Source organism: Streptomyces sp. NBC_00190 (assembly GCF_036203305.1).
In the GTDB taxonomy this organism is placed as follows: Bacteria; Actinomycetota; Actinomycetes; order Streptomycetales; family Streptomycetaceae; genus Streptomyces.
The window spans coordinates 7,500,860-7,514,688 of the sequence record NZ_CP108131.1 but is presented as its reverse complement, the minus strand read 5'-3'; the positions used below and the strand labels follow the sequence as shown (position 1 = coordinate 7,514,688).

At 72.0% G+C, this 13,829-nt stretch carries 14 protein-coding genes; 5 read left to right on the top strand and 9 right to left on the bottom strand.

What is annotated here, in order from left to right; genetic code table 11:
• Window positions 1-148: 148 nt before the first annotated feature.
• Entirely contained in the window at window positions 149-1,924 is a 1,776-nt protein-coding gene (locus OG429_RS34795) for a S8 family peptidase (RefSeq protein ID WP_328929235.1), read from the top strand.
• An 88-nt stretch (window positions 1,925-2,012) separates the two neighbouring features.
• Here the strand turns inward: OG429_RS34795 and OG429_RS34790 are convergent, their stop codons facing one another.
• Window positions 2,013-2,681 (bottom strand): (2Fe-2S)-binding protein, encoded by a 669-nt coding sequence (locus OG429_RS34790; protein ID WP_328929234.1) that lies wholly within the window; start codon window positions 2,679-2,681, stop codon window positions 2,013-2,015.
• Window positions 2,682-3,049: 368 nt separating this feature from the next.
• Window positions 3,050-3,850, bottom strand: a complete 801-nt coding sequence (locus tag OG429_RS34785; RefSeq protein WP_328929233.1) for an alpha/beta fold hydrolase — start codon at window positions 3,848-3,850, stop codon at window positions 3,050-3,052.
• Window positions 3,851-3,990: 140 nt separating this feature from the next.
• Here OG429_RS34785 and OG429_RS34780 point away from each other — a divergent pair, with 140 nt between their 5' ends.
• Window positions 3,991-4,677 carry a GNAT family N-acetyltransferase gene (locus OG429_RS34780; RefSeq protein ID WP_328929232.1) on the top strand — a complete coding sequence of 229 codons (687 nt, stop codon included), beginning with the start codon at window positions 3,991-3,993 and terminating at the stop codon, window positions 4,675-4,677.
• 31 nt (window positions 4,678-4,708) lie between these two features.
• Here OG429_RS34780 and OG429_RS34775 read toward each other — a convergent pair whose 3' ends face one another.
• Genes OG429_RS34775 through OG429_RS34765 form a run of 3 tightly spaced genes read right to left on the bottom strand, consistent with a single transcriptional unit; the run spans window position 4,709 to window position 7,959 of the window.
• Window positions 4,709-5,737: a TolB family protein gene (locus OG429_RS34775; RefSeq protein WP_328929231.1), complete on the bottom strand. Its 1,029-nt coding sequence runs from the start codon at window positions 5,735-5,737 to the stop codon at window positions 4,709-4,711.
• A gap of 36 nt (window positions 5,738-5,773) precedes the next feature.
• Window positions 5,774-7,072, bottom strand: a complete 1,299-nt coding sequence (locus OG429_RS34770; RefSeq protein WP_328929230.1) for an MFS transporter — start codon at window positions 7,070-7,072, stop codon at window positions 5,774-5,776.
• A 2-nt stretch (window positions 7,073-7,074) separates the two neighbouring features.
• The gene (locus OG429_RS34765; protein ID WP_328929229.1) at window positions 7,075-7,959 is read right to left on the bottom strand and encodes an alkaline phosphatase family protein; all 885 of its coding nucleotides are present in this window, start codon (window positions 7,957-7,959) and stop codon (window positions 7,075-7,077) included.
• Window positions 7,960-8,231: 272 nt separating this feature from the next.
• On the opposite strand from OG429_RS34765, the gene OG429_RS34760 reads away from it, so the two are divergent.
• Entirely contained in the window at window positions 8,232-9,524 is a 1,293-nt protein-coding gene (locus OG429_RS34760; protein WP_328929228.1) for an alpha/beta hydrolase, read from the top strand.
• Here OG429_RS34760 and OG429_RS34755 read toward each other — a convergent pair.
• The gene (locus OG429_RS34755) at window positions 9,502-10,983 is read right to left on the bottom strand and encodes a carboxylesterase/lipase family protein (protein WP_328929227.1); all 1,482 of its coding nucleotides are present in this window, start codon (window positions 10,981-10,983) and stop codon (window positions 9,502-9,504) included. The genes OG429_RS34760 and OG429_RS34755 overlap by 23 nt on opposite strands.
• Before the next feature lie 96 nt (window positions 10,984-11,079).
• Between OG429_RS34755 and OG429_RS34750 the strand changes: the two genes are divergently transcribed.
• Window positions 11,080-11,406, top strand: a complete 327-nt coding sequence (locus tag OG429_RS34750) for a hypothetical protein (protein ID WP_328929226.1) — start codon at window positions 11,080-11,082, stop codon at window positions 11,404-11,406.
• 96 nt (window positions 11,407-11,502) lie between these two features.
• Complete coding sequence (locus OG429_RS34745; RefSeq protein ID WP_328929225.1) at window positions 11,503-11,790, top strand: chaplin; 288 nt, start codon at window positions 11,503-11,505, stop codon at window positions 11,788-11,790.
• Between the two features lie 76 nt (window positions 11,791-11,866).
• Here the strand turns inward: OG429_RS34745 and OG429_RS34740 are convergent, their stop codons facing one another.
• Genes OG429_RS34740 through OG429_RS34730 form a run of 3 tightly spaced genes read right to left on the bottom strand, consistent with a single transcriptional unit; the run spans window position 11,867 to window position 13,693 of the window.
• Window positions 11,867-12,724: a tyrosinase family protein gene (locus tag OG429_RS34740; RefSeq protein WP_328929224.1), complete on the bottom strand. Its 858-nt coding sequence runs from the start codon at window positions 12,722-12,724 to the stop codon at window positions 11,867-11,869.
• Between the two features lie 16 nt (window positions 12,725-12,740).
• Window positions 12,741-13,103: a tyrosinase family oxidase copper chaperone gene (locus OG429_RS34735; RefSeq protein ID WP_328929223.1), complete on the bottom strand. Its 363-nt coding sequence runs from the start codon at window positions 13,101-13,103 to the stop codon at window positions 12,741-12,743.
• 59 nt (window positions 13,104-13,162) lie between these two features.
• Window positions 13,163-13,693, bottom strand: coding sequence for a GNAT family N-acetyltransferase (locus OG429_RS34730; RefSeq protein ID WP_328929222.1), 531 nt, complete (start codon window positions 13,691-13,693; stop codon window positions 13,163-13,165).
• Window positions 13,694-13,829: the final 136 nt, after the last annotated feature.

Sequence of the window (13,829 nt, the reverse complement as noted above, 5' to 3'; positions counted from 1 at the left end):
TGTAAAAGGTACTTCCATACCGGGGCACGCGTCTGACATCTTGCGTCCACCACTCGTTTCGTACGGACCGGTAGGTGCCATCCGCACCGTCGGTCCATCGGAGGACGCATTGATACCCCACATATCCAGCCGACCTCGACGTACCCTCGTGCTGGCCGCCACCCTCGGCGCCGCACTTGCTTTCGGGGCTCCCGCCGCGCTCGCCGGCACCGCCCCCGTCTCGCCCTCCGCCTCCGCTTCCGCCCCGGCGGCCGCGGCGGCGCCCCAGGCCGCGGCCCCGACTTCCCAGAGTGCGACCTGGGTTGCCGGCACCCGTGCCTACCTCGTGATCACCGCTCCCGGTGACAGCTCGGCGGTGCGTGCCGCCGTCGCCGCCAACGGCGGCACGGTCTTCGCGAACTACGACGCGATCGGCGTCATCGTCGCCCACTCCGCCTCCGGCACCTTCGCCACCACCATGCGCGGTGTGAGCGGGGTCCAGCAGGTCGGCGCCACCCGCACCTCGGACGTGCCGGCGGACGCCTACAACCCGGCGCTCCCCGCCAACCCGGCGCAGGCCACGACCCCGGCGGGCGAGCCGGTCCGCGCCGACATGACCCAGATCAAGGCCGACCAGGCCTGGGCCGTCACCACCGGCTCCCCCTCCGTCAAGGTCGGCATCCTGGACACCGGTGTGGACGACCAGCACCAGGACCTGGCGCCGAACTTCAACGCGGCGGACTCCGCTTCCTGCGCGTACGGCAAGGCCGACACCCGCACCGGCTCCTGGCGCGACGTGGGCACCCACGGCACGCACGTGGCCGGTACGGTCGCGGCCGCCAAGAACGGCAAGGGCGTCATCGGCGTGGCTCCGAGCGTGAAGATCTCCTCGGTGCGCATCGCCGAGCCGGGCTCCTCGCTCTTCTTCGCCGAGAACACCGTCTGCGGCTTCATGTGGGCGGGTGACCACGGCTTCAAGGTCACCAACAACAGCTACTACACCGACCCGTGGCAGTTCAACTGCCCGGACAACGCCGACCAGGCCGCGATCATCGAGGGCGTCAAGCGCGCCCAGGAGTACGCGGAGGGCAAGGGTTCGCTGCAGGTCGCGGCGGCCGGCAACTCCAACATCGACCTGGCCAACAAGCGGACCGACACCGAGAGCCCGAACGACTCGACGCCGGTCACCCGCACCATCACCAACGCCTGCCTCGACATCCCGACCGAACTCCCGGGCGTGGTCACGGTCTCGGCGATGGGCACCACCGCGAAGGCCTCGTACTCCAACTTCGGCCTGAACGTCATCGACGTCACGGCTCCCGGCGGCGACACCACCGGCATCTACAGCACCCAGCCGGGCGGCAAGTACGGCACCATGAGCGGCACCTCGATGGCCTCCCCGCACGTGACCGGTGTGGCCGCGCTGCTGGCGAGCACCAACCCGGGCATCACCCCGGCGCAGCTGCGCGACAAGCTGGCCACCCAGGCCAACGACGTCGCCTGCCCGTCGGACAGCCGCTGCACGGGCACCACCGCCAAGAACGGCTTCTTCGGCGAGGGACAGGTCGACGCGCTCAAGGCGGTGGGCTCCACCCCGCCGCCCGGCAAGTACTTCGAGAACCTCGGTGACTTCGCCATCGCGGACAACACCACCGTGGAGAGCCCCATCACCGTCAGCGGGGTGACCGGCAACGCGCCGGCCACCCTCAAGGTGGGCGTGAACATCGTGCACACCTACATCGGTGACCTGAAGGTGGACCTCGTCGCCCCCGACGGCACCGTGTACACCGTGCACAACCGCGCCGGCGGGAGCACCGACAACATCAACACCGTCTACACCGTGAACGCCTCCTCCGAGGTCGCGGCAGGCACCTGGAAGCTCCGGGTGAACGACAACGCCGGCGGCGACATCGGCAAGATCGACTCCTGGAACCTGACCTTCTAGGGGTTCCGGCCGGACGGGGCCGTCGGGGGAGCGCACTTGCGCCCCCGGCGGCCTCCGCCGGTTCCGCGACCGGGACCGGGACCGGGACCTAGCGTGTGCGCAGCACGCAGTCCCCGCAGAAGCCGCCGCCCGGCACCTGGTAGTAGAGGCAGCAGCTGCGCCGTGCGAAGGCCACCCCGAGCCCCTCCTCGTGGACGAAGGTGCCGGTGCCGCCCAGTGGCCCGTCCTCGGCCAGGAGGGCGGCCGCCAGGTCCACGGCTACCCGGCCCGCCACCCGGTCCGTCAGCACCCGCAGTGCCCCGACCAGCCCCGACGCGGCGTTGCCGCGCAGCACCTTGGGCGAGACCCGCAGCCGCTCCCGCAGACCCGCGTCGAGCAGGGCCAGGTTCCCCAGCACGCTCTCGCCGAGCTCCTCGGCCGGCAGTTCCCCGGGCTCGGGCAGCCACAGCTCCAGTGATCCCGCGGTGGGCAGGCGCCACCAGACCCGGTCGGCGGCCAGGTCCGGCACCCGGCCGGCCAGCGCCGCGCACCCCAGCCCGATCGACCACAGCCGCGAGGCGATGCCGAGGTGCGCCGTGGAGGCGGCCACGCGCCCCGGTCCGCTGCCGATCCGCCGCCCGACCTCGGCGGTGTACGCCCCCAGGTGCTCCCCGTACAGGGCGGTCATGGGCCGGAAGCCCGGGCCGGGCGGTTCCTTCCCGTACGGCACGGCGAAGAAGGGCCCCACGGAGGCCAGCTCCCGCAGCACGTCGTCCACGTCAGGCCTCGGGCGCGGTCGTCGTGAGCCCACGCAGCATGCGGGTCCTCCTGCTCGGGGTGACAACCCGGCCGGGATGTCACCCCGACTGTACGACGCCCCCGCGGGCCCCATCACGCCGCCGTCTGGGCCCCGGACCGCCGGGCCCGATCTGCGCCGGCGAGAGGCCGACCACTCGCGTGAAGTACGCGCCGAACACACGTAGGAGGCGCCGTCGCCGACGGAATGGCCGAACCGGGCCGCGGCCGGTCGGCGCGGCGCCCCGGGCGGGGGCTGGACCGCGATCGCCACCGGGCCGCCGGCCCACCGAACGGCCCACTCAGCTGGGCCATTCGGTGCTTTGTTCAGCGGTCCAATCAGCTCGCGGGTCAGAGCCCGGCGAGGAACTCCAGGAGCGCCAGGTTGAAGGCCTCGGGCTGTTCCACACCGGGCAGGTGCCCGGCCCGCTCGATCACGGCGAGCACCGAGTGCGGCATCAGCGCGTGCAGTGCCTCGGCCTCCGCCACCGGGGTGTAGACGTCGTCCGCGCCGACGACCACGAGACAGGGCTCCGCGGCCCCGGCGAGCACGGGCCGGTAGTCGGGCCGCTCGGCCCGGCCGCGCAGCGCGGCGGCCGCGCCCTCGGGGTCGGTGGCGCGCATCATGGCGCTCACCCGCTCGGCGGCCTCGGGCATGCCGGTCACGTTGTAGGGCGCCAGCATCTTGTCGATGACTTCTTCGGCGTACGGCCCCATGCCTTCGGCGAGCAGCCTGTCGGCGAGCTCGCGGCGGTGTTTCGCGCCCTCCTCGGTCTCCGGCAGGGGGGTGGTGTCGGAGAGTACGAGAGCCCGTACCAGACCCGGGTGGCGCAGCCGCGTCTCCATGGCGATCTGCCCGCCCATGGACACACCGACGACGACCGCTTGTTCGATTTCCAGTCGGGCGAGAAGATCGGCAATGTCGTCGGCGAGATCAGCGAGCAGCACCTTGCCGGCCCGCACCGGACTTTCCCCGTATCCCCGCAGGTCAGGGGCGATAACGCGGTACCCGGCGGCCGTCAGGACGGCCGTCTGGGGGGCCCACATCGTGCGGTTGAACGGATGTCCGTGGATCAGGATTACGGGCGTTCCGGCGCGGGGACCCAAGTCGTCGAAAAAGAGGTTCACGCCATTGCCAAATTGGGGGTTCATGAGAGGACTTTAAAGAGCTACATTGAGCCACTCGCGTTCACCTGACAGCCCGTTGCCTTTCACCCGTGTTTTGCACGGGGGGCGACGTCAGGGACGCAGACTGTGCAACCACCCCACCGCCCAGAAGGACCGAAGGCTCCGTGCCCGTACCCGTACTCCTCGCCGGCCGCTCCGTGCGGCTCGAGCCCCTCGCCCCCCACCACACCGAGGCTCTGGCCCTGGCCGGGGCCGAGGATCGTACGACTTACGCCTTCACTCCCGTACCCCACGGCGTGCAGGCGTCCCACGAGTACATCGACCGTGCCCTCGCCGATCAGGCGGCGGGTCGATCGGTCCCGTTCGCGGTGGTGAGAGCCACCGACGGGCGGGTCGTCGGTTCGACCCGGTTCCTGGAACTCGACTACTGGCAGGGGCCCCTCGTGTGGCCCGCCGTGCCCGGCGTCCCGTTCGGCGATCCGGCGACGGCGATCCCCGATGCCGCCGAGATCGGCAATACCTGGCTGTCCCCGAGCGCCCAGGGAACCGGCATCAACACCGAGGCGAAGCTGCTGCTGCTCCGCCATGCCTTCGAGACCTGGGGCGTCCGGCGCATCTCGCTGCGCGCGGACGCCCGCAACGGGCGCTCGCGGGCCGCGATGGAACGTCTCGGCTTCACCTGCGAGGGGGTCCGCCGGGCTCATTCGCGGGGGCTCGACGGCGCGGTCCGCAGTACTGCCTTCTACTCGATCCTCGACGAGGAGTGGCCGACCGTGCGGTCGATCATCGAGCTGAGGCTGTCGGCCGGCGCGCAGCGCAAGCGGCGCCGCAAGACGCTGATCCCGGCGTAACGGTCCTTCGACGCCCTCGCCCCCGCCTTCCTCATCCGAGGAGGGCCGGGGCGAGGGCCGAAGCCATGAGCCGGGCGGGGGCTCCGCTCCCGTCGGCCGGTACGGAGTACAAGTCGGCGCCGAAGTCCCCCGGCAGGGAGTAGACGACGGTCCGGTCGTCCGTCCACACCACCTGGTCGTCCACGCTGCGCTCCTCCGCGAGGGGGGTTTCCGCCCCGGAGGCCAGGTCCAGCGCGTACAGCCGCCACGGCGCCTCGGCCGGCAGGTCCGGCACCCGCTTCTTGAACACCACCCGGGTCCCGTCCGGCGACAAGGAGGGACACTCGACGTTCTCGCGCAGGGTGGTCACGGTCCGCCCGGTCAGGTCCCCGCGGACCAGGTGGGTGCGGCCTTCCGTGGCCAGCGTCGCGTAGAAGGTCCGCTCGTCGGCGGCGAAGGTGACCCCCCAGAAGTTCACGTCGGCGCTGCGGTACGGCTTGCCGTCCTTGAGGATCGTGAAGTCCTCCAGCGAGGCGTCGAACCTGCCGGTACGCAGATCGAGCACCGAGGTCCGCGTGGAGAAGTTCGTACCGGCGTAGCTGTCACCGCCGACGAAGACGGTCCAGGCGGCGAGGTGGCCGCCGGTCGAGACCCGGGCGCGGGTGGGGATGCCGGCCAGCGCGTGCGCGGAGACCTCTTTGAGGCCGGAGTCGAGGACCACGGCCCGGTAGCCGTCCTGGACCCCGCTCTTGTCTGCCTGGAGGCAGATTCCGGTGCCGGCTGCGGCGTGGAAGCGCAGGCAGCTCACCCCGGACGCGGTACGGGCCCCCTCGGGCGCTGCGGCCGGGACCGTGGCGAGTTCGTCTCGGTGCGGGCCCCAGGCCATGTTCCGGAACACGATCCGCGGGCCGCCCCCGGCCGGGGCCAGGGAGACCGCGCCCCGGGTGATCTGCGGGCCGCCCGCCTGCGGCTGGTTCTTCTCGTCGGCCCGGGAGGAGGCCCGCACGAAGGAGTGCACGGCCACGGCGGCGAGCAGGACGACGAAGGCTGCGAGGATCAGGATCCGGCGCTGGAGGGTCATGGGGGCCTTTCTCTCGTGTCTCTCACACGGTGGGGATCAGTCGGCGGCGGGGCGCAGCCGGACGCACACGCCGACGGCGGCGGCAAGCAGGAGGGCCGCGGCGGCGAGCGCGGGGCGCGGACCCCAGAAGGTCCAGGCGGCACCGAAGCCGAGGGCGGCGGCGAAGCGGGCGAGGGCCTGGCCGGTCTGGACGAGGGCGAGGCCGCCGCCTCGGTGCTCCTCGGGCACGGCCGCGGCGGCCGCGGCCATCAGCACCCCGTCGGTGGCGGCGTAGAAGCCGCCGTGCAGCACGAGCACCGCGTAGGGCAGCCAGGGGTGGCCGCCGGTGAGGAGCAGCCCGTACGCGAGCAGCAGCGCGAGGTGACCGCCGAGGAAGACGCGCCGTCGGCCGATCCGGTCGGCGAGCCGCCCGAGTGGCAGGGCGAGGAGGAAGAAGGCGGCGGCGGTACCCAGCGGCAGCAGGGCGAACCAGCGGTCGGCGATCCCGGTGGCGCGCTGGAGCAGCAGGAAGACGAAGCCGTCGCTGACCGTGCACAGGCCGAGCAGCAGCGCGCACAGACCGGTCCGGCGCAGGTCGCGGCCGCGCAGCAGCCCGAGCGAGGCGCTGAGCGAGACACGGTCGTCGGCGCCGGCGTCGGTGTCTTCGGTGCCCGCGGCGCCCGCGGCGGGCCGGGCCCGGGCGGGGCGGCCGGGGACGAAGAGTACGAGGACGAGGACCCCGAGGGCGGCGACGCAGGCGCTGACGGTGAAGACGGCGTCGTAGCCGTCGGCGGCCCCGCGCAGGATGAGGAAGGCGAGGACCGGGCCGATCAGGGCGCCCGCGGTATCCATCGCCCGGTGCACGCCGAAGGCCCGGCCGCGGTGCTCGGGGGCGGCGGCGAGGGAGATCAGCGCGTCGCGCGGCGCGGTGCGCAGGCCTTTGCCGGTGCGGTCGAGGGCGAGGACGGCCCCGATGGCGGGCAGGGTGTGCGCGAGCAGCAGCAGCGGCTTGCACAGGGCGGAGAGGGCGTAGCCGATTCCGGCGAGGGCCTTGTGGCGGCCGAAGCGGTCGCCGAGGTGGCCGCCGGCGAGCCGGACCAGCGCGCCGACCCCGTTGTAGAGGCCGTCGAGCAGGCCGAATCCGAGCGGGGAGAGCCCGAGTCCGGCGACGAGGTAGAGCGGGAGCACGGCGGCGACCATCTCGGAGGAGATGTCGGTGATCAGGCTGACCGTGCCGAGGGCGAGCACCGTGGGCGCGAGCGCGGCGCGCCGCCCCGGGCTGGTGCCCGGGGCGACGGCCTGCGGCTCGGGGGTCACGGCGGGCGCGGGGGTGCCGCGACTGTCCGCAACGTACATGGTCAGGAAGCCCAGATCCCCGTGATGTCCTTGGCGCCGGCCGCGTTCCCGGCATGGGTGGTCAGGCCGGCCAGGCCCTCCAGGGTGCGCAGCATGTCGTAGTGGTTGTAGGTGGTGCCCGACGTGCTGCCCGGGGTCACGGGCTGGCCGTAGAGCACGGTCGGGATCTTGTTCCCGGCGAGCCGGTTGTCCTCGTCGAAGGTGACGACGAGGAGGCTGTTGTGGGTCTTGGCCCAGTCCGCGTACGCCTTGAGGTTGTTCTTGAGCCAGGTGTCGCCCGTGCCGACGGAGCAGTCGTGCATGTCGTTGCACAGGTTCGGAACGACGAAGGACACCTTGGGCAGGGTGGTGAAGTCCGTCGGGAACTGGGTCATCGTCTTCGCGGTGCTGGTGGGCACGTTGGAGAAGGCGAACCAGGGGTTGTGCTTGCGGGCGTAGTTGCCGCTGGAGCAGGTGGTGGAGCCCTGGCTGGGGAGGGTCTCGTTGTAGCTGGCCCAGCTCTTGCCCGCGGCTATCAGCTCGGAGGCGAGGTTGGGCGCGGAGCTGAAGCCGGGGGTGTAACAGCTGTCGCCGGTCACGCCCTGGTTCGAGCCCGAGAACAGCTGCAGGTAGTTGGGCTGGCTCGGGTGGGTGATGCCGTAGGACTGGGTGAGGTTGGCTCCCCCGGCCTTCAGCGAGTTGATGTACGGGGCGCTGGAGCTGCCGATGACCTGGCTGTAGGCGTGGTTCTCGAAGACCACGACGACGACGTGGTCGGGGGCGGGCAGCGCGGCCGCGTGCGCGGGCTGGGCGGCGCCGATGCCCGCCCACAGGGCCGCGGCGGCGGCGGCGGTGATGCCGAATGCGGTGGCGAGGGCGGTCCCACGACGGGACAGTGGCGGGGTCATGCCAAACACGAGTACCTCCGGGCGGATGTGGGGGTTCTGGGGGCGGCGCGCAGGCACCATACCCAGGGGCATGTGCATGGGCCAGGGACGCTCGGCGAACAGAACCGGAACTCGGCGGGCCCTTCCGGCGTCGGGCAACGGCCTTCCCTAAAGCACCCCAAGAGAAGGAAAAATCCGGAACCCTGGCATGCTTTCGTTCATCTTTCGAACGGAAGAACCAAGCCGCCAGACCACCGCCCCTCGGGGCAGCACCAGCCGGAGAGCCACCGCACATGTCGTACGCACCCGACGGGCAGCAGTACCAGCCGCCGTACCGGCCGGAAGGGCAGAACCCGCAGCAGCCCTACGGCGACCAGTACGGACGGCGGCAGTACGGACAGCAGTCGTACGCACCGCAGGAGCCTCATGGCGGGCAGCCCTACGGCCAGCCCCGGCAGCCTTACGGGCAGGAGCAGTTCGAGCCGCAGGAGCCCTACGGGCAGGAGCCGCAGTACGAGCCCCGGCGCAAGTCCCGGGCCCGGCGCTGGGTGATCGCGGGCGTCTCCGTTCTCGCGCTCGCGGGCATAGCGGCGGGCGTGATGTACCACTTCGAGATACCCCCGTTCACCGACAAGGGCTCCGCGGTGTCCTTCGGGCAGACGCCCGGCGGCGGTGACGGCAAGAAGAAGGACGCCGCGCAGCAGCCGGCGAACTCCAAGATGCTCATGCCCACCGGACCCCAGTCCGAGTTCAAGAACTCGATGACCCTGCCCGACGGGACCCACGTCGCCGTCACGACGCTGGACGGCAAGAAGTCCGGCTTCAAGGGCAAGGTATGGGTCTGGGCGCCCAAGGAGTACAACGACCCGAAGTTCGCCAAGAGCGGCTTCCCGGTCATGATCGCCCTGCCGGGCGGCGCCGGATACCCGAGCAACTACTGGATGGGCACCGACCTGGGCCTCCAGACCAGCATCGCCAAGTGGTACACGGAGGGGAAGAGCAAGCCCTTCATCCTGGCCATGCCCGTGCTCAACCCGGCGCCGGACGACAAGGGCATCTACTGGGACGGCTCCGACATCCCCGACCAGCCCAAGATGGGCACCTGGCTGACCGAGGACGTCCCCGACCTGATGAAGGCGAACTTCCGCACGGTCAAGTCCCGTGACGGCTGGGCCTTCATGGGCTCCTCCACCGGCGGCTTCGCCGGCCTGAAGGCCGTCCTGAAGCACCCGGACAAGTTCAAGGCCGTGATCGCCTCCGGCCCCGACATCGTCCCGGACTCCTCGCTGTGGAAGGGCCACGATAAGGAGAAGGCCGAGAACAACCCCGAGATCCTGGCGAAGCAGCTCATCGATCGCAAGGGGCCGGACGTCTACCTCGCCTTCCAGGTCGGAGACAGCGAGAACAACAAGAAGACCCTGCCGGACGTGCAGAAGTTCATCGCCACCTTCGGGAACAAGGGGCCGGTCCACACCGACCTGAGGATCATCAAGGGCGGCCAGCACAACGCCAAGACCTATGTCCCGAACATGGGTGAGGGGCCGATCCAGTTCATCAGCAAGGTCATGGAAGGACCCGTCGAGTAACCGGCGACACCTCCGCCTCCTTGAACTCGGATTCCCTGAGCTCCGGCCCGCCGAACACCCTCGGCGGGCCGTTGCCGTTCCAGGGCGCCCAGCCCGGTTCCCCGTGCACCGCGAAGCGCACCCAGGCCGCGTGCATCTCGTCGGCCAGGGCCTGCGGGGTGTCGGGCCCGGCCAGCCAGGACGCCTCCGACACGTCGAGCGTGTCGAAGACGAAGCCCAGCTCCAGGGCGTGGCAGGCACCGAGGCCAGGGACGCCCGAGGGCCACGCGAACTCGTAGAGGAAGCTCGGCGCCGTCCGTCGCGTCCCGGCGAGCCTGCGCAGCGGGTCGCGCAGCAACCGGTCGGTGAGCAGCTGGCCCGCGAGATCGGCGGGTCCGGCACCGGGCAGGACGGCGCGCAGCGCACTGACGGCGGCCCGGTCCTTGCCGCTGCGGAACCGGGCCAGCTCCACGGCGAGCGGGCCCAGCCGGTCCAGCAGCCGCATGGCGCCGGTCGGGGCGAGCCAGAGCCGGTACTCCTCGGTGGTCCACCCCATCAGCAGCGGTACGCCGGACCGGCACGCGGCGTCGAGCGGGTCGGCGGGAAGCGTGTCCGGGTCGGTGACCAGGCCGAAGGCGGGGCCGCCGGCCAGGGGGCTGGATCTGCGCAGGACGGCCGCCTGGGCGGCCAGCAGGGTGGGCAGGGCGGTGGCGCCGAAGGCCTCGGCGGTGGCGGCCGTCTTCAGCAGCGAGGCCATCCGCCGGACCATGGCCCGCACCCGGTCGCGGGACAGCGCCTCGGGGGCCCCGCTCTGCAGGACCGCCCGGCAGAAGAGCCCGGCGGCCCGGGGGGCGGCGAGCAGGGAGCCGATGCTGATGGCTCCCGCGGACTCGCCGAACACGGTGACGCGGGAGGGATCGCCGCCGAAGGCCCCGATGTTGTCCCGGACCCACTCCAGCGCGGCGATCTGGTCCAGCAGGCCCCGGTTGACGGGCGCGTCGGGGAAGAGTCCGTAGCCGAGGACGCCGAGCCGGTAGTTGAAGGAGACGAGCACGACCCCGTCACGGGCGAAGGCGGAGCCCTCGTAGACGGGGACGGCCGAGGAGCCCCGGGTGAGCGCCCCGCCGTGGACCCACACCATGACGGGCAGCCCGGCCCCGGGAGCCGGGTCGGGGGTCCACACGTTGACGTTCAGGCAGTCGTCCCCGGCGATCTCGGGGTCGGGCAGCAGGGCCGCGAACTTAGGCGGGTAGGGCACCTTGGGCGCGGTGGGCCCGAACGCGCCGGCGTCGCGGACGCCGTCCCATGCCTCCGGGGGCGCGGGCGCCGCGAAGCGCAGGGCGCCGACGGGAGGGGCCGCGTAGGGGATGCCCCGGAAGACGGCGGTCCCGCCCGGCCCGGTCCGGCCCTCGACCACGCCGTACGCGGTCCTGGCCCGGGGTCGGCCGCCGGTACCGCTGCCGCCGCCCGCTGCGCTCATCTCGTCCTCCTGGTCCGGTGCTCGGCGCACGGTCGCACAGCCGTCCAACGGGTGACAAGGCGTGACCGTGTCCGCGCCCGGCCCGGTTGGACGGACATGCGATCCCTGCGTATCCACCACACCATGCCCGCCCTGCTGCTGGCGGCCGCCACGCTCACCGCGGCCGCCCCGGCCCATGCGGCCGACGGACCGGACTTCCAGTACGTCGGCCAGGACGACCGGGTCCACGCGCTCGGCGACCCCGAGGGCTGCGTCGAGGCGGAGGGCGGCGGCGCCCGGGCGGTCACCAACGGGACCCGGCGGACGGTGACCCTCTACCGCGAGCCGCGGTGCGCGGGCCCGGCGGTCGCGGTCCTGCGGCCCGGCGCGGTCGCCCAGGTGCGGCAGTATTTCGCCTCCGCGCGTTTCTCGATCACCAGGTAGGCGCAGCGGCCGTGACCCCTCGGCCGTCGCGGCGTTGTATGCCATGTCAAATGCCGCAGATTCTGCGGCGCCCATATCTCACGAGGAGATCTCTTGATGTCGCGTATCGCGAAGGCAATCGCCATCACCGCTGTCGCCGGTAGCGCCATGGCCACCGGTGCGGGTCTGGCCGTCGCCGATGCCGGAGCGCACGGTGCGGCGGTCGGCTCCCCCGGTGTCCTGTCGGGCAACCTGCTCCAGGTTCCGGTGCACGTCCCGGTCAACGTCTGCGGCAACACCGTGAACGTGATCGCTCTGCTGAACCCGGCGTTCGGCAACACCTGCGTCAACGCGTCGGGCCACGAGGAGAAGCACCACACCGAGGGCGGCGACTACGGTCACTGATCCCCCCGGATCGTCTGACCGCCTGATCGTGTGATCGGCCGAAGGGCCCCCGCCTGGGCGGGGGCCCTTTCCCGTGTCATTCGTAGCGGTAGAGGCCTTGGTGGCCCACCATCTCGCCGGGGGTGATGTTCCACGGCGGCATCGGCTCGTCGAGGGCGATCACCCGGCCGCGCTGCGGGTCTCCGTAGGCGGGCGGTACGGCGGGCAGGTAGCCGGAGCTCGGGTGCTTCTGCTGCCAGCGGTCCCAGATCAGGTCCACGAAGGCGTGGTGCAGCCAGAAGGCCGGGTCGTTGGGCGCCGTGCCGCCGGTCATGTGGCCGCCGATCCACTGGTGGACCTTGTTGTGGTTGCGCCAGCGCTCGCTCTTGGGGGCGGCCCAGCCCTCCAGCTTGTTGCGGAAGCCGTCGACGGTGGAGTTCCAGGGCGAGATGTCGTAGACCGGGTCGTCGATCGCCCACTGGAGTTCGGCCGGGGTGGGCAGGGCGATCGGGTTCTGCGGCCGACCGAGGTTGCGGGTGAGGAAGGCGGACTCCGTGACGCCCACCGTCACGGTCCAGTTGCCCTTGTCGTAGGCGAACGGTCCGGTCATCACCTTGCGGTCGCTCACCCGGCCGGTGCCGCCGAGGAAATCGTCCGCCCACAGGGAGGAGACCGGGCTCGTGTCGGTGGTCCAGTCCCAGTACGGGATGGACACGCCCGGGTCGACCTCCTGCAGCTGCTTCTCGAACTCCAGCAGGTAGCGCCGGTGCCACGGGAAGAAGGAAGGGGACATGTGCCCGACGCGGAGCTTGCGGTCGCGGTCGGGCACGAAGTACTTGTCGTGGGTGCGCACGAAGGCGTCGTAGACGCCGTTGCGCTTGAGCTCCAGAACGGCGGCCGTGAACCGCTTCTTCTGGGCGCTGGTGAGGTTCCTCTGGTTCTGCCGGGTGTACAACGCGGGGCTCCTCCCGTCAGCCGTGGTGCGGGGCGGCGGCCGCCAGCTGGGCCGTACCCAGTTCGTCGACGGCCGCGCGGGCCAGTTCCAGCGGCGTCCCGAAGGACTCGAAGTGGTTGATCCCGCTGAGGTAACTGCCGTCGGCCCGGCGCATGACGTGCAGCGGGCGCCCGTCGATGCGGATCCCCGCCCGGTCGACGGCGATGTGCCGGCCCCGGTACGTCTCCTCCGCGAGCGGGGCCGGCGTGAGGGTCTGCCGGGGGCGGCGGGCGCGCACCACGGGAGCCAGGACCGCGGCCGTACCGGCGAGCACGGCCGCGGTGAAGGCCGTACGAAGCAACGAGCGGCGGGTGGGCAGGGCGGCGGCTGTTGCGGACATTCGGTCTCCCTCGCTAGGTGGCCGGCGACTACGGGTCTAACGCCGCGCGGCGGGCGAGGTCACCCTTGAGGGTGCTTGTAGAAGAGCGTGGTGGGGTGCAGGCGGCCGTCCGGGTCGGTGGCGTAGTCGGGGATGGTGCCGACCTCCGTCCAGCCCGCTCGCCGGTAGACGTTCTCGGCGCCGCTGCCCGTCTCCGTGTCCAGGAACAGCAGCACCACGCCGGCGCGGGCGGCGGCCGCCTCGGCCTCGGCGAGCAGGGCGCGGGCGGTGCCGCGGCCGCGGGCGGCCGGGTGGACCATGAGTTTGCGCAGCTCGGCGCGGTGGCGGCCGTTGGGCTTGGACTCCCGGTGCCAGCTGACGGTGCCGTCGATGCGGCCGTCGCCGCCGGTGCGGGAGACCCACAGGGCCAGGGAGCCCTCCTCGACGGCGGGCAGCAGCGAGTCCCACCAGGCGGCGGCGCCCGCGTGGTCGAAGCCGGCGAGGAAGCCGAGGGAGGAGCCGTCGGCGACCACGTCGAGGAGCAGAGCGGCGAGTTCGTCGCGGTGGGCGCGCAGTTGCGTGGCGGTGAGCGGGGTGATGGCGGCCGTCATGCGGCCGAGCATAGGGATCAGGCGCCGGCGCGCCGTGGGCGGGGCAGGCGCTGGTCGCGGACGGGGACGGAGACGAACGCTCGCGCGTGCGGCGACAAGTACAGGGTGAGGCCGCTACGACACACGGCCGGGGAGG